Annotated in this window: 19 protein-coding genes; 14 read left to right on the forward strand and 5 right to left on the reverse strand. The window is 72.5% G+C overall.

Translation table 11 applies throughout. The features are described from left to right. Nucleotides 1–89 precede the first annotated feature (89 nt). From CG740_RS37830 to rsgA, 3 genes are all read right to left on the reverse strand, one after another. Nucleotides 90–1190 carry a calcium:proton antiporter gene (locus CG740_RS37830; RefSeq protein WP_100579860.1) on the reverse strand — a complete coding sequence of 367 codons (1101 nt, stop codon included), beginning with the start codon at nt 1188–1190 and terminating at the stop codon, nt 90–92. A gap of 51 nt (nt 1191–1241) precedes the next feature. Next, nucleotides 1242–2603 (reverse strand): bifunctional transcriptional activator/DNA repair enzyme AdaA, encoded by a 1362-nt coding sequence (locus tag CG740_RS37835; RefSeq protein ID WP_100579861.1) that lies wholly within the window; start codon nt 2601–2603, stop codon nt 1242–1244. A 401-nt stretch (nt 2604–3004) separates the two neighbouring features. Next, the gene (gene rsgA, locus CG740_RS37840) at nt 3005–4150 is read right to left on the reverse strand and encodes a ribosome small subunit-dependent GTPase A (RefSeq protein WP_100579862.1); all 1146 of its coding nucleotides are present in this window, start codon (nt 4148–4150) and stop codon (nt 3005–3007) included. A gap of 634 nt (nt 4151–4784) precedes the next feature. On the opposite strand from rsgA, the gene CG740_RS37845 reads away from it, so the two are divergent. The 4 genes from CG740_RS37845 (at nt 4785) to CG740_RS37860 (ending at nt 9231) form a co-directional block, all read left to right on the forward strand. Further along, a complete protein-coding gene (locus CG740_RS37845; protein WP_100579863.1) occupies nt 4785–6533 on the forward strand; it encodes an ABC transporter permease in 1749 nt (582 codons plus the stop codon). A 26-nt stretch (nt 6534–6559) separates the two neighbouring features. Continuing rightward, nucleotides 6560–7978: an ABC transporter ATP-binding protein gene (locus tag CG740_RS37850; protein WP_100579864.1), complete on the forward strand. Its 1419-nt coding sequence runs from the start codon at nt 6560–6562 to the stop codon at nt 7976–7978. A 194-nt stretch (nt 7979–8172) separates the two neighbouring features. Then, a complete protein-coding gene (locus CG740_RS37855; protein ID WP_100579865.1) occupies nt 8173–8577 on the forward strand; it encodes an ArsR/SmtB family transcription factor in 405 nt (134 codons plus the stop codon). A 261-nt stretch (nt 8578–8838) separates the two neighbouring features. Further along, nucleotides 8839–9231 carry a VOC family protein gene (locus tag CG740_RS37860; RefSeq protein WP_100579866.1) on the forward strand — a complete coding sequence of 131 codons (393 nt, stop codon included), beginning with the start codon at nt 8839–8841 and terminating at the stop codon, nt 9229–9231. Here the strand turns inward: CG740_RS37860 and CG740_RS37865 are convergent. Together CG740_RS37865 and CG740_RS37870 are read right to left on the reverse strand one after the other, a co-directional pair. Next, a complete protein-coding gene (locus tag CG740_RS37865; RefSeq protein WP_100579867.1) occupies nt 9171–9893 on the reverse strand; it encodes a helix-turn-helix domain-containing protein in 723 nt (240 codons plus the stop codon). The two genes, CG740_RS37860 and CG740_RS37865, sit on opposite strands and share 61 nt — an antisense overlap. Nucleotides 9894–9991: 98 nt before the next feature. Beyond that, nucleotides 9992–11197, reverse strand: a complete 1206-nt coding sequence (locus tag CG740_RS37870) for a YihY/virulence factor BrkB family protein (protein ID WP_100579868.1) — start codon at nt 11195–11197, stop codon at nt 9992–9994. Nucleotides 11198–11214: 17 nt separating this feature from the next. Here CG740_RS37870 and CG740_RS37875 point away from each other — a divergent pair, with 17 nt between their 5' ends. The 10 genes from CG740_RS37875 (at nt 11215) to CG740_RS37910 (ending at nt 20899) form a co-directional block, all read left to right on the forward strand. Beyond that, nucleotides 11215–12861, forward strand: a complete 1647-nt coding sequence (locus tag CG740_RS37875) for an acyl-CoA dehydrogenase family protein (RefSeq protein WP_100579869.1) — start codon at nt 11215–11217, stop codon at nt 12859–12861. Nucleotides 12862–13192: 331 nt separating this feature from the next. Further along, nucleotides 13193–14446, forward strand: coding sequence for a helix-turn-helix domain-containing protein (locus tag CG740_RS37880; protein WP_234376738.1), 1254 nt, complete (start codon nt 13193–13195; stop codon nt 14444–14446). A 73-nt stretch (nt 14447–14519) separates the two neighbouring features. After that, a complete protein-coding gene (locus CG740_RS37885) occupies nt 14520–15086 on the forward strand; it encodes a GNAT family N-acetyltransferase (protein WP_100579870.1) in 567 nt (188 codons plus the stop codon). A gap of 92 nt (nt 15087–15178) precedes the next feature. After that, a complete protein-coding gene (locus tag CG740_RS41810) occupies nt 15179–15262 on the forward strand; it encodes a putative leader peptide (RefSeq protein WP_310591794.1) in 84 nt (27 codons plus the stop codon). 114 nt (nt 15263–15376) lie between these two features. Next, nucleotides 15377–17074, forward strand: a complete 1698-nt coding sequence (locus CG740_RS37890; protein WP_100579871.1) for a nitrite/sulfite reductase — start codon at nt 15377–15379, stop codon at nt 17072–17074. Continuing rightward, nucleotides 17071–17250 carry a hypothetical protein gene (locus CG740_RS41385; RefSeq protein ID WP_161256214.1) on the forward strand — a complete coding sequence of 60 codons (180 nt, stop codon included), beginning with the start codon at nt 17071–17073 and terminating at the stop codon, nt 17248–17250. The genes CG740_RS37890 and CG740_RS41385 overlap by 4 nt, the downstream gene beginning before the upstream one ends. Next, a complete protein-coding gene (locus CG740_RS37895) occupies nt 17247–18038 on the forward strand; it encodes a phosphoadenylyl-sulfate reductase (protein ID WP_234376733.1) in 792 nt (263 codons plus the stop codon). The genes CG740_RS41385 and CG740_RS37895 overlap by 4 nt, the downstream gene beginning before the upstream one ends. Then, nucleotides 18035–18616 carry an adenylyl-sulfate kinase gene (gene cysC, locus CG740_RS37900; RefSeq protein ID WP_100579873.1) on the forward strand — a complete coding sequence of 194 codons (582 nt, stop codon included), beginning with the start codon at nt 18035–18037 and terminating at the stop codon, nt 18614–18616. Before CG740_RS37895 ends, cysC begins: the two co-directional genes overlap by 4 nt. Then, complete coding sequence (gene cysD, locus CG740_RS37905; RefSeq protein WP_100579874.1) at nt 18613–19548, forward strand: sulfate adenylyltransferase subunit CysD; 936 nt, start codon at nt 18613–18615, stop codon at nt 19546–19548. Before cysC ends, cysD begins: the two co-directional genes overlap by 4 nt. Before the next feature lies 1 nt (nt 19549). After that, complete coding sequence (locus CG740_RS37910) at nt 19550–20899, forward strand: sulfate adenylyltransferase subunit 1 (RefSeq protein ID WP_100579875.1); 1350 nt, start codon at nt 19550–19552, stop codon at nt 20897–20899. Nucleotides 20900–20960 lie beyond the last annotated feature (61 nt).

Here is a 20960-nt window from a genome sequence, read left to right on the forward strand (position 1 = left end):
GAAAAGAGCGGGGAACGTATACGGACCGTAGGGGCCGCAGGCAGGGGCCGGGCGGCGGGCGCGGGCGCGGCCGGATCCCCGGGCGGGGACTACGGGCTGACGGCGAGCACGATGTACGCGGCGAACAGCGAAAGGTGGAGTCCGCCCTGCATCAGGGTGGCGCGGCCCGGTACGACCGTGAGGATGCCGACGGTGACGGTCAGCGCGAGCAGCACCATGTGGCTGGCTCCGAGCCCGAGCACCAGCGGGCCCGACAGCCAGATCGTGGCGAGCGCGACCGCCGGAATGGTGAGGCCGATGCTGGCCATGGCCGAGCCCAGCGCGAGGTTGAGGCTGGTCTGCACGCGGTCGCGGCGGGCGGCCCGTACGGCGGCGATGGTCTCGGGGAGCAGCACGAGCAGCGCGATGACGACACCCACGACGGAGGCGGGCAGACCGGCCGCGGCCACCCCCCGCTCGATGGTCGGCGAGACGCCCTTGGCCAGGCCCACGACCGCGACGAGCGCGACCCCGAGCAGGGCGACGCTGGTCCACGCGGTGCGCGCGGAGGGCGGGTTGGCGTGGTCGTCGTCCCGCATCACCTCGCCCTGCTGGGTCACTGGCAGGAAGTAGTCGCGGTGGCGCACGGTCTGGGTGGCGACGAAGAGCCCGTACAGGAACACCGAGGCGATCGCGGCGAAGATCAGCTGGGCGGCCGAGAACTCGGGGCCCGGCTTGCTGGTGGTGAAGGTCGGCAGGGCGAGGCTGAGGCCCGCGAGGGTGGTGACCGTGGCGAAGGCCGTGACGGTGCCCTCGGCGTTGAACACAGCGAGCCTGCGGCGCAGGGCGCCGACCAGGAGGCACAGGCCGACGATGCCGTTGCAGGTGATCATCACGGCGGCGAAGACGGTGTCGCGGGCGAGCGAGGCGCTCTTGTCGCCGCCGTCCGACATCAGGGTGACGATCAGCGCGACCTCGATGACGGTCACGGCGACCGCGAGCACGAGTGATCCGAACGGTTCGCCCACCCGGTGCGCGACCACCTCCGCGTGGTGCACCGCGGCCAGCACCGCACCGGCCAGGAAACAGGCGACCACGGCGACGAGCCAGGCGGGCAGCGACCGCCCCCACGTCAGCGCGAGCAGCACGAGGGCGAGCGGCGGCAGCAGCGCCGACCAGCGGTCCAGGGGCAGGCGCGCGAGACGGATCATGCCTTCGACGTTCCCAGAAGTGGCCCGGCCCCGCCCGTCGGACTACCCCTGTCAGGCGGCCGCGACCGCGAGGTGGCGGCGGGCGTAGGAGCGCCAGGGCCGCCAGGCGTCCGGCCCCGCACCGCCCACGTCCGGGTCGCCGAGCGCCCGCGTACGGATCACCTGGACGGTCCCCTCGTCCATGCCGGGCAGCGCCCGCATCACCCGTACGGCCTCGTCGCGGTCGGCACCGGCGTCCAGGCGCAGGCTCCCGTCGGCGAGGGCGGCGGCCAGGGCGGCGAGGCGCGGATCGGGGTGGGCGGCGAGCACCGCCGGTTCGGGGAAGAGGTGGGTGAGCGTGCCGCAGGGCGCGTCGAGCCGTTTGCCGTACGTCTCCACGAGCCCGGCCGCCGCCTCCGCGCCGACCAGCGCCCGCACCGCGCACTCCTCGGGATCGGCGGCGCCCGGCGAGCGAAGGCCCGGGGTGCGTGCGACGAGCGGGGCGAGCTCCGGGTCCGCGCCGAGCCGCTCGTCGACGGCGTACGGGTCGGCGTCCAGGTCGAACAGCCGGCGCAGGCGTTGCACGGCGGTGGTGAGATCGCGCAGATCGGTGAGGTGGATCCGGGCCTCCAGCCAGCCCTGGCGGGCCGCGGTGTGCGCGGGGGCGGCCTCGTCGACGGCCACCACGGCGGCGCCGTGGGGCAGTCGCAGGGTGCGCCGGTAGACGCGGGCGCCGCTCGCGCCACCCACCTCCTCGATGCGCTCGACGGCCTCGCCCGCGAGGAGGTCGAAGGTCTCCCGCACCGCGTACGCGCCCCGGTGGGCGAGCCGGAGCGGAACGCCGGCGCTCGCCGCGACGCCGCGCTCGGCGGCCATGGTCCCGGCCTCCTCGCGCAGGCCGCTGGGGGTACGGGCGTAGATCTGCCGGATCGTGTCGTTGAACTGGCGCACGCTGGCGAATCCGGCGGCGAAGGCGATCTCGGTGACCGGGAGCGAGGTGGTCTGGAGCAGTACGCGTGCGGTGTGGGCGCGCTGCGCCCGGGCGAGGGCCACGGGTCCCGCGCCGACCTCGGCGGTGAGCTGCCGCTGCACCTGCCGGGTGCTGTACCCGAGCCGGGCGGCGAGCCCCGGCACGCCCTCGCGGTCGACGACGCCGTCCCCGATCATGCGCATGGCCCGGCCGACGACATCGGCCCGCGTGTTCCACTCGGCGGACCCGGGCACGGCGTCCGGGCGGCAGCGGCGGCACGCCCGGAAGCCGTGGCCCTGGGCGGCGGCGGCGCTGGGGAAGAACCGGACGTTCTTACGGCGTGGGGTGACGGCGGGGCAGCTCGGCCGGCAGTAGATCCCGGTCGTCGCCACGGCGAAGAAGAACTCCCCGTCGAACCGGGCGTCCCTGCTGCTGACCGCCTCGTACTGGGCGTCTGGGTGCATCACGCTTCCCAGTGTGCGGTTCCCCCAGCGGGGCTGCTGGCGCTTTTCGGACACCGAGCCCGCCCAACCCCGGGGGTCCACGGGCCCCCGGCCCTCCCCTTTCGTCCTCGCGCTTTGCGTGGTTGCCCGCGCCCCCGAAACCCGCCCTTGCCCGCGGACCGGGGTCGCTTCCCACGCAGTTCCCCGCGCCCCTGCAGGTGACCCCGAATGCCTCGGTCCGGGCCGGCGCAGGCACCCTCAGCCCGTCATGGGGGTCCCCCCGGCCCTTGAGGCCTAGGGGAAGATCGAGGACGAGCGCCCTCAAGGCGCGAACGGGGTCTGGGGCGGAGCCCCAGGGGGAGCCTCGGGGAGCCGGGTCCCCGTACCCAGTACCCCCCAAGACCCCGCACCCCCCGGAGGGATCAGCGGAGGCGGCCCCGCTTCAGGGCACCGTTCGCCCGCCCGGCCGCACCCTTCGCCTTCCAGTCGCGCCGGATCTCCGCCCGCAACCGCGCATCCGTCTTGGCCACGATCCGCTGGTTCTCGCGGAGCAGCTTGCGGTAGCTGTCCAGGCGGCGCACGGCCAGCGAGCCGTCCTCGATCGCGGCCAGCACCGCGCACCCCGGCTCCGCCTGGTGCGCGCAGTCGTGGAAGCGGCACTCGGCGGCGAGCGCCTCGATCTCGGCGAAGACCTGCCCCACACCCGACTCCGCGTCGTAGAGCCCGACCCCGCGCAGCCCGGGAGTGTCGATGAGCACACCCCCGCCGGGCAGCACCAGCAGGTTGCGGGTGGTCGTGGTGTGGCGGCCCTTGCCGTCCACCTCGCGCGCGGACTGCACCGCCATCACCTCGTCCCCGAGCAGCGCGTTGGCCAGCGTGGACTTGCCCGCACCGGACTGCCCGAGCAGCACGCTGGTGCCGCCGGCGACGACCGCGGCCAGGGCCTCGACGCCCGCCCCGCTCGTCGAGCTGACCGGCAGCACCTGGACTCCGGGCGCGGCCGTCGTCACGTCCTGGACGAGGTAGGAGAGCCCGACCGGGTCGGGAACCAGGTCGGCCTTGGTGAGCACGACGAGCGGCCGGGCGCCCGACTCCCAGGCCAGCGCCAGGAAGCGTTCGATCCGGCCGAGGTCGAGTTCGACGGCGAGCGACACCGCGATGATCGCGTGGTCGACGTTGGCCGCGAGGATCTGCCCCTCGGACCGGTTGGAGGAGGTGCTGCGCACGAACGCGGTGCGCCGCGGCAGATACGTACGGACGAAGCGCGGGTCGCCGACCGGCTCGACGGCCGCCCAGTCGCCGGTGCAGATGACCCGCAGCGGGTCGTGCGGGGTGACGAACGCGGTGTCGGCGCGCAGCGTCCCGTCGGCGGTCACGATGTCGCACTGGCCGCGGTCGACCCGTACGACCCGGCCGGGCACCAGGCCCTGCTCGGCGTACGGGGCGAACTCCGCGGCCCAGCCGTCGTCCCAGCCGTACGCGCCGAGCGGGCGCGCGGGAGCGGAGCCGTTGAAAGCGGCGCCGGAGAGCTCAGAGGTGTGCTGCGAGAAGGAGAACGAGGAAGACAAGGGAAACCCTTCGAAGGGCGGCCCCGGCGCCACGCGCACAGGCGTGGTGGAGAGAGTCGGTCAGCCGGAGACCGCGGGCATGGTGTGGATGAACTCCGGGATGCGGGCAGCGCCCTTCGCAACGACAGCCATCGTTCACACCTCCCCAACCACGTCTCAGTACCGGCGACGACGATGCGTCGCCCCGCTCGAACGATGCCGACTCTAAGCGCACCGGGCCCGACGGCGCCAGCGATTAAACGCGTACCGGACGCGAGGCCGTACAGAGCGACCTGCCCGCGTTCCGCGTCCGCGGCCCCGCCGCCGGGCGCAGCGGGCGCCCAGCGGCCAACTCCCTTGTGCAAGGCTCCCGTTGGATCAGGCACAAGATCCCGTCCCGCGCCCCCGGAACGTACCCGCGCCCACTTATTTGCGTATGGGCGCAAGAAGCGTCAGACTGCTGAAGCCGCTGGACACCGCATCACCGAAGGGGGCAGCCATGGACGCGGATCCTCCCAGTCCGCACCGCCCCGCCGGGCGTCGCTGACCCTTCCCCCTTCCTTCCTTTCTCACCACGTCGGGCTCTGCCACGCCGGGGTGCGCGGTCGCGCCTCCGGGACTCCTGTGCCCACAGTGTGGTCGGAGGTCTCTTGTGATGTCGTTCCGGACGAGCAGCCCCGCACCGCGGGCCACCTCCCGCTTCGCAGGGCGCCTGGCCCGGCTGAGCTGGGTCGACGCGGTGGTCGCCGCGGCCGTGCTCGTGCTCTTCTACGTCGTGCTCCAGGTCGGCCACGGCACCACGGTCCGGTTCTCCACCGATCAGTCGATCAAGGTCGACACCGATCCGGCCCAGCTGCCCTACGACGCCGCCCGCTCGCTCCTGCGCATGTTCATCGCGCTCGCCGCCTCGCTGGTCTTCACCTTCGGGTACGCACTGGCCGCCGCGAAGAGCAGGCGCCTTGAACGCATCCTGATCCCGGCGCTCGACATCCTCCAGTCGGTGCCGGTGCTCGGCTTCCTCACCGTCGCCGTCAGCGGGTTCATCGCCCTGTTCCCCGGCTCCATGCTGGGCCTCGAATGCGCGTCGATCTTCGCGATCTTCACCTCGCAGGCCTGGAACATGACGTTCGGCTTCTACCAGTCCCTGACCTCGCTCCCGCGCGAACTCGACGAGCTGTCGCGGTCGTTCAGGTTCACGCGGTGGATGCGGTTCTGGAAGGTCGAGCTGCCGTCCGGGATGATCAGCCTGGTCTGGAACGGGATGCTCAGCTTCGGCGGCGGCTGGTTCTTCCTCGTCGCGTCCGAGGCGATCAGCGTCAACAACAAGGACTACGCGCTGCCCGGTGTCGGCTCGTACGCGGGCGCCGCGATCGCCGACGGCGACCTCGGCAAGGTCGGCTGGGCCATCATCACCATGGCCGTGATGGTCATCGGCGTGAACTTCGTCTTCTGGCGGCCGCTGACCGCCTGGGCCGAGAAGTTCAAGAACGAGCAGTCCGAGGCCGGCGAGGTCCAGCGCTCGCTCGTGCTGGACTTCCTGCGCCGCTCCAACTGGCCCCGGGTACTGGGCACGGCCCTCCGCCCGCTGGGGCGGGCCCTGAACCGCGTGGGCCGCGTCCTCGGCACCGACGACCGGCCGCTCACCGTCAACGGAACCCGTCGGCGCACCGGGGACGTCGCCTTCACCGTCGTCGCGGGCGGACTCATCCTGTGGGGCCTGTTCGACCTCGGCCGCTACCTCCGGGAACAGACGGGGCTCGGGGTCTTCGGCGAGCCGCTGCTGCTCGGCCTCGCCACGCTGGCCCGGGTGGTGGTCCTGGTGGCCGCCGCCACCGTCATCTGGGTGCCGATCGGCGTGAAGATCGGCTTCTCGCCCCGGCTGACCCGCATCGCCCAGCCCGTCGTCCAGGTCCTCGCCAGCTTCCCCGCCAACTTCCTCTTCCCGCTGGCCGTCTGGTTCTTCCTGAAGACGGGCCTGTCCATCAACATCGGCGGCATCCTCCTGATGGCGCTCGGCGCCCAGTGGTACATCCTCTTCAACACCATCGCGGGCGCCATGTCGATCCCGAGCGATCTGCGCGAGGCCATGGACGACCTGGGTGTCGTCGGATGGCAGCGCTGGAAGCGGCTGATCCTGCCCGGCATCTTCCCGGCGTACGTCACCGGCGGCATCACCGCGTCGGGCGGCGCCTGGAACGCCTCCATCGTCGCGGAGGTCGTCACCTTCGGCGGCACGACCCTGACGGCCACCGGCCTCGGCGCCTACATCGCCAAGGCCACCGCCGCCGGCGACTTCCCGCATCTGCTGGCGGGCGTGGCGGTGATGAGCCTGTACGTCGTCGGCCTCAACCGCCTGCTGTGGCGCCGCCTGTACCGGCTCGCCGACACCCGCTTCGCCCTCTGACACCCCTGAGCCTTCTGGAGCCCCCCATGGTTCTGAACACCCTGCGCAACCTGCGCAGCGCACGGCACGCCGTCGCCCCGCGGGCGCCCCGCCCGGCCGACGGGGAGGTCCTGCTCGAAACCGTCGGCCTGACCAAGGCGTACGCGGGCGCCGACGGCGAGCTGCCCGTACTCGGCGGCATCGACCTCCAGGTGCGGGCCGGCGAGGTCGTCGCGCTGCTCGGCAAGTCGGGATCCGGCAAGTCGACGCTGCTGCGCTGTCTGGCCGGGCTCGTACCGCCCAGCTCTGGCGCTGTGTCGTACCGGGGCACCCCGCTGACCGGCGCCAACCCGGGCACCGCCATGGTGTTCCAGACCTTCGCGCTGCTGCCCTGGCTGACCGTGCTGCAAAACGTCGAACTGGGCCTGGAGGCACGGGGCGTACCGGCGGACGCGCGGTCGCGGGCGGCCCGCCAGGCGATCGACCTGATCGGCCTCGACGGCTTCGAGTCCGCCTATCCCAAGGAGCTGTCGGGCGGCATGCGCCAGCGCGTCGGCTTCGCGCGGGCCCTCGTCGTCGAGCCGGACGTCCTGATGATGGACGAGCCGTTCTCCGCGCTCGACGTGCTGACCGCGGAGAACCTGCGCGGCGAGCTGATGGAGCTGTGGGAGTCGGGCCAGTTCCCGACCCGGGCGATCGTCCTGGTGACCCACAACATCGAGGAGGCGGTCCTGATGGCCGACCGGATCGTGGTGCTCGGCTCCCGGCCCTACGGCACGATCCGCGAGACGTTCGAGGTGGGTCTGGAGCGGCCGCGCGACCGTGACGCGCCCGCGTTCGAGGAGCTCATCGACCGGGTCTACCGCACGATGACGGGCCGTGTGAAGGAGACCCACGGGTCGGGTCCCAGCCCGGTCCGGGCCGGTCAGACCCCGCTTCCGGGCCGCGCCGAGGGCATCGAGCCCGACCGGCGCACCCCCGCGAACAGCCCGCTGCCCGGCGCGAGCGTGGACGGCCTGTCGGGCCTGGCCGAGATGGTCGCCCACCGCGGCGGCAGCTGCGACCTCGCGGACCTCGCCGACGATCTGGGTCTGGAGATCGACGACGTACTGCCGCTGGTCGACGCCCTGGAGCTGCTCGGCTTCGCGGTCGTCACCGGTGACGACCTGGTCCTGACCGACCGGGGCACCACGTTCGCGGGCGCGGACGTGCGCCGGTCCAAGGAGATCTTCGCGGCGGCGGCGGTGGACGCGCCGCTGGTCCGCCTGATCACCACCAGCCTGCGCCAGAACCCCGAGGCCGCCCTGCGGGCCGGCTTCTTCCGGGACGTGCTGGCCCACCACTACACGAGCGAACAGGTCACCCAGCAGTTGGAGACCGCGACGGACTGGGGCCGTTACGCCGAGCTGTTCGGGTACGACGCGGAGCGCGAGGAGTACCGGCTGGACGAGGGCGCCGCGGCGTAGCCCCGCCCGGGCCGGCGCTCCCGGTTCCGCGCCCTTCCCACGCCCCGGGTCGGGCCCGGGACCCCGGGACGGGGCCGCCCTGCGGGCCTGCGCACGGGAAGCCCTCCGTCTGCGGCCCGATGTTCCCGCTCGCGCAGTTCCCCGCGCCCCTCGAAGCATCGCGCGGTACCCCGTGCCCCCGTTACGCTATTTGCATGGGAGCGCAAATGGACAGCTGGGACGCGGAGCGGGCCGACCGGGCGGTGGCCGTACTGAAGGCGGTGGCCGACCCCTCGCGGTACCGCCTGCTGTGGGCGCTCGGCGGGGCCGAACTGCCGGTGAGCGCGCTCGCGGAAATCCTGGGCGCGCATGTCGCAGCGACCTCGCAGCATCTGGCCAAGCTGCGCGCCGCAGGGCTCGTCACCTCGCGGCGCGAGGGCACGCGGATCTACTACCGCGCCGCCCACCCGGGAGTGCGGGGGCTCCTTGAGGAGGCGTCCGTGGTGGCCCTCGCGGTGTCGCCCGAGGCAACCGCGTCCGGCGCCCCCGCCCCGACGGGCGAGACCGTCCCGGCCCGGGCCACCCGCCGGGCCGGAGCCCCGCGCCCGGTCACCGAATAGCGGCCCGCCCGGCGTGCGCTGCCGGGCGGCCGGGGTGTCTTGAGGGGTGCGGGGAACCGCGCGAACGGCCGGGATCCGGTCCGCAGGGCGGACGTTTCCCCGGGCGCCCCGGATGCCACCCCGCACGGACGTGTCCCGGGCGCGCCCGGCACGGCCCGAGCGACGTGTACGGGGCGCGCCCGTGGTGGCCCCGCGCCCCGCCCGGCGGACGTGTCCGATTCGTTCAAGACCCGTGCCCGGCGCGCTGCCTACGGTGGGGCCATGACTCCACGACTCGACGCCATCGGCCTGGTAGTGGCCGACATGGCCGCATCGCTCGCCTTCTACCGCCGCCTCGGCCTGGACCTCCCGGCCGACGCGGACACCCAGCCGCATGTGGAGTGCACGCTCCCCGGCGGCACCCGGGTCCTGTGGGACACCGAGGACACCGTCCGCTCCTTCGACCCGGGCTGGAAGCGGCCCGAGGGCGGTGGCCGCGCCGGGCTCGCCTTCGCCTGCGCATCGCCCGCCGAGGTCGACGCGACGTACGAGGCGCTGACCGCCGCCGGTCACCACGGGCACCTCAAGCCCTGGGACGCCTTCTGGGGCCAGCGCTATGCGACCGTCCACGACCCGGACGGCACGGAGGTGTCGCTGTTCGCCGCCTCCGTGTAGGCGGTCAGTGTCATCCCGGCGAGCGCGCGCATCTCGCGCGCCAGGTGCGCCTGGTCGGCGCAGCCGGCGGCGAGCGCGGCCTCCGCGTACGGCACGCCCCGCGTCACCAGCGCGAGGGCGCGCCGCAGCCGCAGGATGCGGGCCAGCGTCTTGGGCCCGTAGCCGAAGGCGTCCAGGCAGCGCCGGTGCAGTTGACGGGCGCCGAGGCCGGTCTCGGCGGCGGTGGCCCGCACGCTCCACCCCGCGGCGAGGCGGGCCGAGACCACCCGCGTCAGCGGGTCCGGCGGCGGTGCCTTCGCGAGGGCCACCGCTTCGAGGGCTGCGGCGGGAGCCGTCGCGTCCCCGATGCGCAGGGCGAGCGAACGCACCTCGGCGCCCGGCCAGAGCGCGTCGAGCGGGACCCTGGTGTCCCGCAGTTCGTGGGCCGGGACACCGAGGACCGCGGGCGCGGCGCCGGGGGCGAACCGGATCGCGGCGTACCGCGTGCCGGGGGCCGCGTCGGGGACGTACGCACGGGTGTCGGGGCCCGCGACCAGGAGGCGGCCCTCGCACCAGAGCAGGTCCATGCAGCCGTCGGGCAGCACGGGCCGGGGTGCGCCACCGTCCACGGTCCGGGTCCAGACGACGGCGCCGGACAGCCGTGACGGCCGCTCTCGATACATGCTTCGATGCTAGTCCCGCAGCCTCGGCGGACCGCCGGTCAACGGTGCGGACCGCCCGTCACCCATGCAGCCCGCACGTCAGCCGCGCGGACCGCCCGTCAGTCCTGGTCGCGCGGGGACTTCTCGTGGCCGCGCGGGGGCTTCTCCGGCGACTTGCCCGAGGGCTTCTCCTCGTGCTTGCGCACGGTGTGCAGACGGGACTTGACGTCCTCGGGGGGCAGGAACTTCGACCAGCGTTCGGGGAATTCGGACGGCATGCCCGGGTCGCCCGCCTCGTCCCCGTCCTCCGTGCCGTCGAAGAGCATGGCCTGCATCGGCTGGGAGCGGGCCACGATCTCGGCGGCCTGCGCGGCCTTGACCCGCTCGCCCGCCTCGCGGGCCGCGGCCGTGGCGACCGAGGGCCACACCCGGTCGATCGCGGCGTTGACGGCCGCGCCGACCAGCACCGCGAACGCCGAGATGCCGATCCAGAGCAGCACCGCGATGGGGGCCGCGAGCGAGCCGTAGATGGTGGGGCCCTCCACCGTGCTGGTCAGGTAGATCCGCAGCAGGAACGAGCCGAGCACCCACATCGCCAGGGCCACCAGCGCGCCCGGCACGTCCTCGATCCACGGCGAGCGGACCGGCACCGAGACGTGGAAGAGGGTGGTGAGGAAGGCGATGGACAGCAGGATCATGGTCGGCCAGTACAGGAAGCTGATCACGTCCGTGCCCCACGGGATCCACTCCACCACCCGGTCCGGGCCGACCACCGCGAGCGGCAGCACGACCGCGCCGATCAGCAGCGCCACGACGTAGAGGACCAGCGAGAGCGCCCGGGTCTTCACGATGCCGCGGTGCCCGTCGAGCCCGTACATCACGGTGATGGTGTCGATGAAGACGTTGACGGCGCGCGAGCCCGACCACAGCGCGATGGCGAAGCCGATCGAGACGATTTCCGGGCGTTTGCCCTTGGTGACGTCGTCGAGGAGCGGCTGCGCGAACTCGTGCACCCCGCGGTCGGACAGCACGGTTCCGGCCGCGTTCAGGATGTTCTGCTCGATGCTGGCGACGGTGTGGGTACTGGTCCAGCCGTCCACGTAGCCGAGCAGCGCGATGACACTGAGCAGCAGCGGAGGCAGCGAGAGCAGCGTGAAGAACGCGGCCTCGGCGGCCAGGCCCAGGATGCGGTACTCCACACAGGAGTTGACCGTGTCCTTGAGGAGCAGCCAGCCCAATTGCCGCTTGGAGACGTTGCGGTAGAGGACGCGGGCCCGATGAAGGCGGCCGGATGTCCGCTCGGGTGTTTCATTTGCTGGCTGCACGTCCTTACCGTATCGGCATGGCAGCCACCACCCACACAGTGACCAACCAGGCTCCGCCCCTGGTCGGGTACGACGTCTTCACCGCCGACCGGGCCCTTGGCGAGGCCGTCGAGCGGCACGTAGCGCCGGAGCTCCTCGACGGCGTCCAGGAGGAGCTGGCGGTCCTCGGACGGTCGGCGGGATCGGCCCAGGCGCAGGAGTGGGGTGTGCTGGCGAACGAGAACCCGCCGAAGCTGCACACCCACGACCGCTACGGCAACCGGATCGACGAGGTCGAGTTCCATCCGAGTTGGCACCGGCTGCTCGGCAAGGCCGTGTCCTCGGGCCTCACCGACGCCTGGGGGCGGCCCGCCGGGCATGTCCGCCGGGCCGCCGGGTTCCTGGTGTGGACGCAGGCGGAGGGCGGGCACGGCTGCCCGGTCTCCATGACGCACGCGGCCGTCCCCGCGCTGCGCACCGACCCGGCGCTGGCCGCCGAGTGGGAGCCGCGGCTCACCTCGCACGTGTACGAACAGGGGCTGCGGCCCGCCGCCGAGAAGGGCGGTGTCCTGTTCGGCATGGGGATGACGGAGAAGCAGGGCGGCAGCGACGTACGGGCCAACACCACGTCCGCGGCCCCGCTCGGTGCGGACGGCGAGTACGTCCTGACCGGGCACAAGTGGTTCTGCTCGGCGCCGATGAGCGACGGGTTCCTGGTGCTCGCCCAAGCATCCCCTTCCAAGAAGGACAGCCTCACCTGCTTCCTGGTGCCGCGCGTGCTGGCCGACGGCACCCGCAACGCGTTCGCGATCCAGCGGCTCAAGGACAAGCTGGGCAACAAGTCGAACGCCTCCAGCGAGGTCGAGTTCGACGGGACGTGGGCGCGCCGGGTCGGCGAGGAGGGCCGCGGGGTGCGCACCATCATCGAGATGGTGGCCGCGACCCGTCTCGACTGCGTCATCGGCTCGGCCGCGCTCATGCGGCAGGCCGTGACCCAGGCGGTCCACCACGCCGCGTACCGCAGCGCGTTCGGCGGGGTGCTCATCGAGAAGCCGCTGATGCGCAACGTGCTGGCCGATCTGGCCCTGGAGTCGGAGGCCGCGACCACGCTCGCGCTGCGGCTCGCAGCCGCCTACGACGCCGACGCCGAAGAGGAGCGGGCGTTCCTGCGGCTCGCGGTGCCGGCCGCCAAGTACTGGGTCACCAAGCGGTGTACGCCAGTGGCGGGCGAGGCGCTCGAATGCCTCGGCGGCAACGGCTACGTCGAGGAGTCCGGGATGCCGCGGCTGCTGCGGGAGGCGCCGCTGAACTCGATCTGGGAGGGCTCGGGCAACGTCCAGGCCCTGGACGTGCTGCGGGCCCTCCAGCGCGAACCACAGGCCATCAACGCCTTCCTCCAGGAGGTCGGCAGGGCGCGCGGCGCGGACCACCGCCTCGACGGGGCGATCAAGGACCTGCTGACCGAACTCGCGGATCTGGACGGCATCGAGGGGCGGGCCCGGCGTCTGGTGGAGCGGATGGCCCTCGTGCTCCAGGGCTCGCTGCTCGTGCGCTGGGCACCGCCCGCGGTGGCGGACGCCTTCTGCGCCTCACGGCTCGGCGGCGACTGGGGGGCGGCGTTCGGGACGCTGCCGCACTCCCTGGACCTGGCGTCCGTGGTGGAGCGGGCTCGCGTCGAGATGTGAGCGGTGCCCGGGGCGCGGCCGAAAAGCGGCGCCCGGGGCGGTCCGTCGGGGGTGGTGCTGCGCCGACACGGCACCACCCCCGCACTCTCATGCGTCCGAGGACGGAGCATGACGACCGGACTTCCGGTGCACTGCCACCTTCGTACACACGCACGGCCGTTCGCGAGAGTTGCAAAGGGTTGCAACCATGTGGGGCATATCGCCGCGCGCCGACTACCGGGCGGGCACGATGAATTCAGGACATCCGAGCCCGGCCCCGCCGGGCCGCCGGTGTCGACGGCAGGAGGATTCCGTGCACACCACCACGCTGGACGTGGCCCGGCTGGCCGCCATGGACGCCCGGGAGGCGACCCGGCTCCTGAAGGGCGTGCGGGCGGCCGCGCTCGCGGGCCGGAGCTCCACGGTCGCACCGCGCACGGAGATCGGGGAGTCCTGGGGGCGGGTGCTGCGCAGCGGGCTCGATCCGGACGGCGACAACCACGCGGGCCTGCTGTCGCTGTCCGACGTCGAACGGCGGCGACAGCACTCGCCGTTGGCGGAGGTCCTGCCCGTCCTGCGGGACGCGCTGGTGTCGGTCGCGGACGCGGCCCAGCACATCATGGTCGTCTCGGACGCCGAGGGCCGGCTGCTGTGGCGGGAGGGGCACCCGTCCGTCCTGAGGCTCGCCGACGGCCTGGGGTTCGAGGTCGGCGCCGACTGGAGCGAGAGCGCCGCCGGCACCAACGGCGTGGGCACCCCGCTCGTCACCGGGCGGCCGGTGCAGGTGTTCTCGGCCGAGCACTTCGTGGCCGCCCATCACACCTGGACCTGCGCGGGCGCACCGATCGTCGACCCGCGCGACGGGCGGCTGCTGGGCGTGGTGGACGTCAGCGGCCCGCTGAACACCATGCATCCCGCCACGCTCTCCTTCGTGACCTCGGTCGCCCGGCTCGCCGCGGCCGAGCTGCGCGGCCGGCACTTCGCCGCCCTGGAGCGGCTGCGCACGGTGGCCGCGCCGGTGCTGTGCCGGGTGGGCGGGCGGGCACTCGCCGTCGACGACAACGGCTGGGTCGCCGCGGTCACCGGCATGCCGCCGACCGACCGGCTGACCCTGCCCAAGTCGCCCCGGGCGGGCCGCGTTTGGCTGCCCTCGCTCGGCATGTGCACCATCGAGCCGCTGCCCGGCGGCCGGCTCGTGCGGGTCGGCGGCGAGTCGGCCGGGCCCGGCCCGGCCACGGCCCGGCGAGTGGTGCTGGACCTCTCCCGGCCCCGGCGCTGCACGGTGACCGTCTCCGGCGACGCGGGCGACTGGACGCAGGAGCTCAGCCCCCGCCACGCCGAGCTGCTCCTCGTGCTCGCCCTGAACCGGGAGGGGCGCAGCGCCGCGCAGCTCGCCCAGGACATCTTCGAGGACCCGACGCGCACGGTGACCGTACGGGCCGAGATGTCCCGGCTGCGCCGCCGTCTCGCGGAGGTGCTCGCCCACCGCCCGTACCGCTTCAGCGAGGACGTACGGGTGGAGGTGGTCCGGCCCGACCACCCCGCGGACCTGCTCCCCCACTCCTTGTCCCCGGCGGTCGCGACGGCCCGGGGCCGGCTGCCCTGACCTGCGTTGGCCCGGGGCCGGCTGCCCTGACCTGCGTTGGAGGGTTCGGCGGCCGCATGATTGCCTGGCGTCCATGAGTATCACCGTGACCACCTGGTCCCTGGAACAGACCTCCCCCGCCGATCTGCGCCCGGCCGCCGAGCCCGCGGACGACATCACGATCGTGCGCGCCGAGGTGCCCTCGCCGGAGTTCAGCCGGTTCCTCTATACGGCGGTCGGTGGCGACATCACCTGGCTCGACCGGCTCGGCTGGAGCTACGCCGAGTGGCAGCGGGCGCTGGAGAAGCCCGGCACCGAGACCTGGGTGGCCTACGAGCGGGGCACGCCCGCCGGGTACGTCGAGCTGGAGGCGCAGCCGGGCGGCTCGGTCGAGATCGTCTACTTCGGCCTGATCGCCGCCTTCCGCGGCCGGCGCATCGGCGGCCACCTCCTGACGCAGGGGCTGCGGCGGGCCTGGGACCTGGCCGAGCGGTGGCCGGAACTGCCCGCCACCGAGCGGGTGTGGGTGCACACCTGCTCACTGGACGGGGAGCACGCCATGGACAACTACCTGCGGCGGGGCTTCAAGCTCTTCGACACCAAGGAGGAGCAGGCCGAGGACGTGCCCGCACCGGGCCCCTGGCCGGGCGCGGGTCAGTGACCCGGACCACAGCGTCTTACGATGCGGGACAGCTTTGTCCACCATATGGATAGTGGTGGACTGGGTCCAAAGTCCCGTGACACGCTTCCGTCATGTCTGGAACTGGAATTGCCTTGGTGAGTCGGCGGCACGTCGACCTCGGCCGCATGTCCAGCGCCATCTGTCCGGCACGCTGACTCCGCCAGTCACGCCGCGATTCCCCTCCTCTCTGTCCTGACTGCACACCGCCGCGCCGAAGCGCGAGTGTGCAGGTCAGAGCCGCCCACCCGCAGTCCCGAAGGACATACGCCATGGCCGCCAGCCCAGATAACCCTGCCCCCACGACGCCCCGCCGCAAGCCGGGCCGCCACCGGGGTGAAGGCCAGTGGGCCGCCGGCCACTTCACGCCGCTCAACGGGAACGAGCAGTTCAAGAAGGACGACGACGGTCTCAATGTGCGGACACGCATTGAGACGATCTACTCCCAGCGCGGCTTCGACTCGATCGACCCCAACGACCTGCGCGGCCGGATGCGCTGGTGGGGCCTGTACACCCAGCGCCGCCAGGGCATCGACGGTGGCAAGACGGCGATCCTGGAGCCGGAGGAGCTGGACGACGAGTACTTCATGCTCCGCGTCCGCATCGACGGCGGCCGTCTGACCACCGAGCAGCTGCGGGTCATCGGCGAGATCTCGCAGGAGTTCGCGCGCGGCACGGCCGACCTCACCGACCGGCAGAACGTGCAGTACCACTGGATCCGCATCGAGGACGTCCCCGAGATCTGGAACCGCCTCGAAGCGGTCGGCCTGTCCACCACCGAGGCCTGCGGCGACACCCCGCGCGTCATCCTCGGCTCGCCGGTCGCCGGGATCGCCGCGGACGAGATCATCGACGGCACCCCGGCCATCGACGAGATCCAGCGCCGCTGCATCGGCAACCCGGCCTTCTCCAACCTGCCCCGCAAGTTCAAGAGCGCGGTCTCCGGATCGCCGCAGCTGGACGTCGCGCACGAGATCAACGACATCGCCTTCGTCGGTGTCGAGCACCCCGAGCACGGCCCCGGCTTCGATCTGTGGGTCGGCGGCGGGCTCTCCACCAACCCCAAGCTCGGGGTGCGACTCGGCGCCTGGGTGCCGCTCGACGAGGTGCCCGACGCGTACGAGGGCGTCATCTCGATCTTCCGCGACTACGGCTACCGGCGGCTGCGCACCCGCGCCCGCCTGAAGTTCCTGGTCGCCGACTGGGGCGCGGAGAAGTTCCGCCAGGTCCTGGAGGACGAGTACCTGAAGCGCAAGCTGGTCGACGGCCCCGCGCCCGAGCTGCCCAAGGAGGTCTGGCGCGACCACCTCGGCGTGCACCGCCAGAAGGACGGCCGCTTCTACATCGGCTTCGCGCCCCGCGTGGGCCGCGTGGACGGCGCGACCCTGAGCAAGATCGCCGAGCTGGCCGAGACGCACGGCTCGGGGCGCCTGCGCACCACCGCCGAGCAGAAGCTGATCGTGCTCGACATCGAGGAGGGCCGCGTCGACTCGCTCGTGGCCGGCCTGGAGGCACTCGGCCTCAAGGTCGACGCCTCGCCGTTCCGGCGCGGCACGATGGCCTGCACCGGCATCGAGTTCTGCAAGCTCGCCATCGTCGAGACCAAGGCGCGCGGCGCCTCGCTGATCGACGAACTGGAGCGCCGCCTGCCGGAGTTCGACGAGCCGATCACCATCAACATCAACGGCTGCCCCAACTCCTGCGCCCGCATCCAGGTCGCCGACATCGGCCTCAAGGGACAGCTGGTCCTGGACGGCGACGGCAACCAGGTCGAGGGCTTCCAGGTGCACCTGGGCGGCGCGCTCGGCCTGGAGGCCGGCTTCGGCCGCAAGGTCCGCGGCCTGAAGGTCACTTCGGCCGAGCTGCCCGACTACGTCGAGCGGGTCCTGGGACGTTTCCAGGCGGAGCGCGCCGAGGGCGAGCGGTTCGCCACCTGGGCGGCACGCGCCGACGAGGAGGCCCTGTCATGAGCGAGCGCGCGGCCCCCTTCTACTGCCCCTACTGCGGCGACGAGGACCTGCGGCCCAACGAGACCGGCCACGGCGCCTGGGAGTGCGCGGCGTGCAACCGGGCCTTCCAGCTGAAGTTCCTCGGGCTGCTCGCCCGTGGAGTGCAGCGCAACGACGGTGGAGGGGAAGCGATATGACGGCCACTCGGACCGGCACGGAGACCACCCAGGAGCACCCGGCCCACGCCGAACAGCACCCGGCCGGAGCCGACCGGGCGGACCTCACCCCCGGCGGCCACACCGCGGAAGAGCTCAAGGCGCTCGCCGAGCAGGCCGGCCGGGATCTCGAAGAGGCCTCGCCCCTGGAGATCCTGCGCTGGGCCGCCGAGACCTTCGGCAAGCGCTTCTGCGTCACCTCCTCCATGGAGGACGCGGTCGTCGCCCACCTCGCCTCCCGGGCGATGCCCGGGGTGGACGTGGTGTTCCTGGACACCGGCTACCACTTCCCCGAGACCATCGGCACCCGGGACGCGGTCGCCGAGGTGATGGACGTCAACGTCATCACCTTGACGCCGCGTCAGACCGTGGCCGAGCAGGACGCCGAGTACGGCCCCGAGCTGCACGACCGCGACCCCGACCTGTGCTGCGCGCTGCGCAAGGTCAAGCCCCTTGAACAGGGCCTGAGTTCGTACGCCGCCTGGGCCACCGGGCTGCGCCGCGACGAGTCCCCGACCCGGGCGAACACCCCGGTGGTCGGCTGGGACGAGAAGCGGCAGAAGGTCAAGGTGTCCCCGATCGCCCGCTGGACGCAGGACGACGTGGACGCCTATGTCGCCGAGCACGGCGTGATCACCAACCTCCTCCTCATGGACGGCTACCCCTCCATCGGCTGCGCCCCCTGCACCCGCCGGGTCGCCGAGGGCGAGGACGCGCGCGCCGGACGCTGGGCCGGACGCAACAAGACCGAGTGCGGACTGCACGGATGACGGACCGTCAGAAAACGGATCAGGAGACTTCGATGAGCGTGACGGAGGCGGGAGCCACCATCTGGCTGACCGGTCTGCCGAGCGCCGGCAAGACCACCATCGCCTACGAGCTCGCGGGCCGGCTGCGCACGGCCGGGCACCGGGTGGAGGTGCTCGACGGCGACGAGATCCGCGAGTTCCTCTCGGCGGGCCTCGGCTTCAGCCGTGAGGACCGGCACACCAATGTGCAGCGGATCGGCTTCGTCGCCGAACTCCTCGCCGCCAACGGCGTGAAGGCCCTGGTCCCGGTGATCGCCCCGTACGCCGACAGCCGCGAGGCGGTTCGCAAGCGTCACCAGAGCGAGGGCACCGCCTATCTGGAGGTGCATGTCGCGACCCCGGTGGAGGTCTGCTCCGTCCGCGATGTGAAGGGCCTGTACGCCAAGCAGGCGGCCGGTGAGATCAGCGGCCTGACCGGCGTCGACGACCCCTACGAGGCACCCGTGACACCGGATCTGCGGATCGAGTCGCACACCCAGACCGTGCAGGAGTCCGCGGCCGCGCTCCATGCGCTGCTCACCGAGAGGGGCCTGGCATGACTTCCGCCATCACCGTGGGCGAGGGCGTCGACAGCCCGTACGCGCTCAGCCACCTGGACGCCCTGGAGTCCGAGGCGGTCCACATCTTCCGTGAGGTGGCGGGTGAGTTCGAGCGGCCGGTGATCCTGTTCTCCGGCGGCAAGGACTCCATCGTCATGCTGCACCTGGCGCTGAAGGCGTTCGCCCCGGCCGCCGTGCCGTTCACACTGCTGCACGTCGACACCGGGCACAACTTCCCCGAGGTCCTCGCCTACCGCGACCGCGTGGTGGCCGAGCACGGGCTGCGACTGCACGTCGCCTCGGTGCAGGACTACATCGACGCGGGCAAGCTGCGCGAGCGCCCCGACGGCACGCGCAACCCGCTCCAGACCCTCCCGCTGACCGAGGCCATCCAGCAGCACCGCTTCGACGCGGTGTTCGGCGGCGGCCGGCGCGACGAGGAGAAGGCCCGCGCCAAGGAGCGGGTGTTCTCGTTGCGGGACGAGTTCTCGCAGTGGGACCCGCGCCGTCAGCGCCCCGAGCTGTGGCAGCTCTACAACGGCCGGCACGCCCCCGGTGAGCACGTCCGCGTGTTCCCGCTGTCCAACTGGACCGAGCTGGACGTGTGGCAGTACATCGCCCGCGAGGACATCGACCTGCCGCAGATCTACTTCGCCCATGAGCGCGAGGTGTTCAAGCGGTCCGGGATGTGGCTGACCGCCGGCGAGTGGGGCGGCCCCAAGGCCGACGAGAGCGTCGAGACACGTCTGGTGCGCTACCGCACCGTAGGCGACATGTCCTGCACCGGCGCCGTCGACTCCGACGCCACGACGCTGGACGCCGTCATCACCGAGATCGCCGCATCGAGGCTCACCGAGCGGGGCGCCACCCGCGCCGACGACAAGATGTCCGAGGCCGCGATGGAAGACCGCAAGCGCGAGGGGTATTTCTAGAATGTCCAACTCCGTTGACACCGCAGTGCAGTTGGCCGACCTGTCGGCCACCACACTGCTGCGCTTCGCGACCGCCGGATCCGTCGACGACGGCAAGTCCACCCTGGTGGGCCGGCTCCTGCACGACTCCAAGTCGGTCCTGACCGACCAGCTGGAGGCCGTCGAGGCGGCCTCCCTCAAGCGCGGCCAGGAAGCCCCCGACCTCGCGCTGCTCACCGACGGCCTGCGGGCCGAGCGCGAGCAGGGCATCACCATCGACGTGGCCTACCGCTACTTCGCCACCCCCCGGCGCCGGTTCATCCTGGCCGACACCCCCGGGCATGTGCAGTACACCCGCAACATGGTGACCGGCGCCTCCACCGCCGACCTCGCCGTCGTCCTGGTCGACGCCCGCAACGGCGTCATCGAGCAGACCCGCCGGCACGCCGCGGTCGCCGCCCTGCTGCGCGTGCCGCACGTGGTCCTGGCCGTCAACAAGATGGACCTGGTGGCGTACGAGGAGAAGGTCTTCGCCTCGATCGCCGAGGAATTCACCGCGTACGCCAGCGAGTTGGGCGTCCCGGAGATCACGGCCATCCCGATCTCGGCGCTGGCTGGGGACAACGTGGTGGAGCCCAGCGCCAACATGGACTGGTACGGCGGGCCCACCGTCCTGGAGCACCTGGAGACGGTCCCGGTCAGCCACGACCTGACCTCGTGCCACGCCCGGCTGCCCGTGCAGTACGTGATCCGCCCGCAGACCGCCGAGCTCCCCGACTACCGGGGCTACGCGGGCCAGATCGCGGCCGGCACCTTCCGGGTCGGCGAGCCGGTGACCGTGCTTCCCTCGGGGCGCACGAGCACCGTGGCGGGGATCGACCTGCTCGGCGAGTCCGTCGACGTCGCCTGGACCCCGCAGTCCGTCACGCTCCTCCTGGCGGACGACATCGACATCTCGCGCGGCGATCTGATCGTGCCGAGCGGGGACGCGCCGGCCACCACCCAGGACGTCGAGGCGACCGTCTGCCACGTGGCCGACCAGCCCCTGACGGTGGGTCAGCGGGTGCTGCTCAAGCACACCACCCGCACGGTCAAGGCGATCGTCAAGGAGATCGAGTCCCGGCTCACCCTGGACGACCTCTCCCAGCACCCCAACCCGGGCCAGCTCGTCGCCAACGACATCGGCCGGGTCAAGGTGCGCACCGCCGAACCGCTGGCGCTCGACGCCTACGCCGACTCCCGGCGCACCGGTTCCTTCCTCCTGATCGACCCGGCGGACGGCACCACGCTGGCCGCCGGCATGGCGGGCGAGTCGTTCGCCACCCACAAGGTCCTCACCACGGTCGAGGACGAAGAAGGCTGGGACTTCTGATGACCAACGACGTCTATGCGACCTTCGCGAAGGAGGGCGGCCGCGTGGGCAGCGGCGCCCT

Source organism: Streptomyces sp. CB01201 (assembly GCF_002803085.1).
Classification (GTDB): domain Bacteria; phylum Actinomycetota; class Actinomycetes; order Streptomycetales; family Streptomycetaceae; genus Streptomyces; species Streptomyces hundungensis.

What these genes read in the sequence shown, in the direction of transcription:
- CG740_RS37830 (WP_100579860.1), bottom strand. Translation starts at nt 1,190, where the DNA reads ATGATCCGTCTCGCGCGCCTGCCCCTGGACCGCTGGTCGGCGCTGCTG.
- CG740_RS37835 (WP_100579861.1), bottom strand. Translation starts at nt 2,603, where the DNA reads ATGCACCCAGACGCCCAGTACGAGGCGGTCAGCAGCAGGGACGCCCGG.
- CG740_RS37845 (WP_100579863.1), top strand. Translation starts at nt 4,785, where the DNA reads ATGTCGTTCCGGACGAGCAGCCCCGCACCGCGGGCCACCTCCCGCTTC.
- CG740_RS37850 (WP_100579864.1), top strand. Translation starts at nt 6,560, where the DNA reads ATGGTTCTGAACACCCTGCGCAACCTGCGCAGCGCACGGCACGCCGTC.
- CG740_RS37855 (WP_100579865.1), top strand. Translation starts at nt 8,173, where the DNA reads ATGGGAGCGCAAATGGACAGCTGGGACGCGGAGCGGGCCGACCGGGCG.
- CG740_RS37860 (WP_100579866.1), top strand. Translation starts at nt 8,839, where the DNA reads ATGACTCCACGACTCGACGCCATCGGCCTGGTAGTGGCCGACATGGCC.
- CG740_RS37865 (WP_100579867.1), bottom strand. Translation starts at nt 9,893, where the DNA reads ATGTATCGAGAGCGGCCGTCACGGCTGTCCGGCGCCGTCGTCTGGACC.
- CG740_RS37875 (WP_100579869.1), top strand. Translation starts at nt 11,215, where the DNA reads ATGGCAGCCACCACCCACACAGTGACCAACCAGGCTCCGCCCCTGGTC.
- CG740_RS37880 (WP_234376738.1), top strand. Translation starts at nt 13,193, where the DNA reads ATGGACGCCCGGGAGGCGACCCGGCTCCTGAAGGGCGTGCGGGCGGCC.
- CG740_RS37885 (WP_100579870.1), top strand. Translation starts at nt 14,520, where the DNA reads ATGAGTATCACCGTGACCACCTGGTCCCTGGAACAGACCTCCCCCGCC.
- CG740_RS41810 (WP_310591794.1), top strand. Translation starts at nt 15,179, where the DNA reads ATGTCTGGAACTGGAATTGCCTTGGTGAGTCGGCGGCACGTCGACCTC.
- CG740_RS37890 (WP_100579871.1), top strand. Translation starts at nt 15,377, where the DNA reads ATGGCCGCCAGCCCAGATAACCCTGCCCCCACGACGCCCCGCCGCAAG.
- CG740_RS41385 (WP_161256214.1), top strand. Translation starts at nt 17,071, where the DNA reads ATGAGCGAGCGCGCGGCCCCCTTCTACTGCCCCTACTGCGGCGACGAG.
- CG740_RS37895 (WP_234376733.1), top strand. Translation starts at nt 17,247, where the DNA reads ATGACGGCCACTCGGACCGGCACGGAGACCACCCAGGAGCACCCGGCC.
- cysC (WP_100579873.1), top strand. Translation starts at nt 18,035, where the DNA reads ATGACGGACCGTCAGAAAACGGATCAGGAGACTTCGATGAGCGTGACG.
- cysD (WP_100579874.1), top strand. Translation starts at nt 18,613, where the DNA reads ATGACTTCCGCCATCACCGTGGGCGAGGGCGTCGACAGCCCGTACGCG.
- CG740_RS37910 (WP_100579875.1), top strand. Translation starts at nt 19,550, where the DNA reads ATGTCCAACTCCGTTGACACCGCAGTGCAGTTGGCCGACCTGTCGGCC.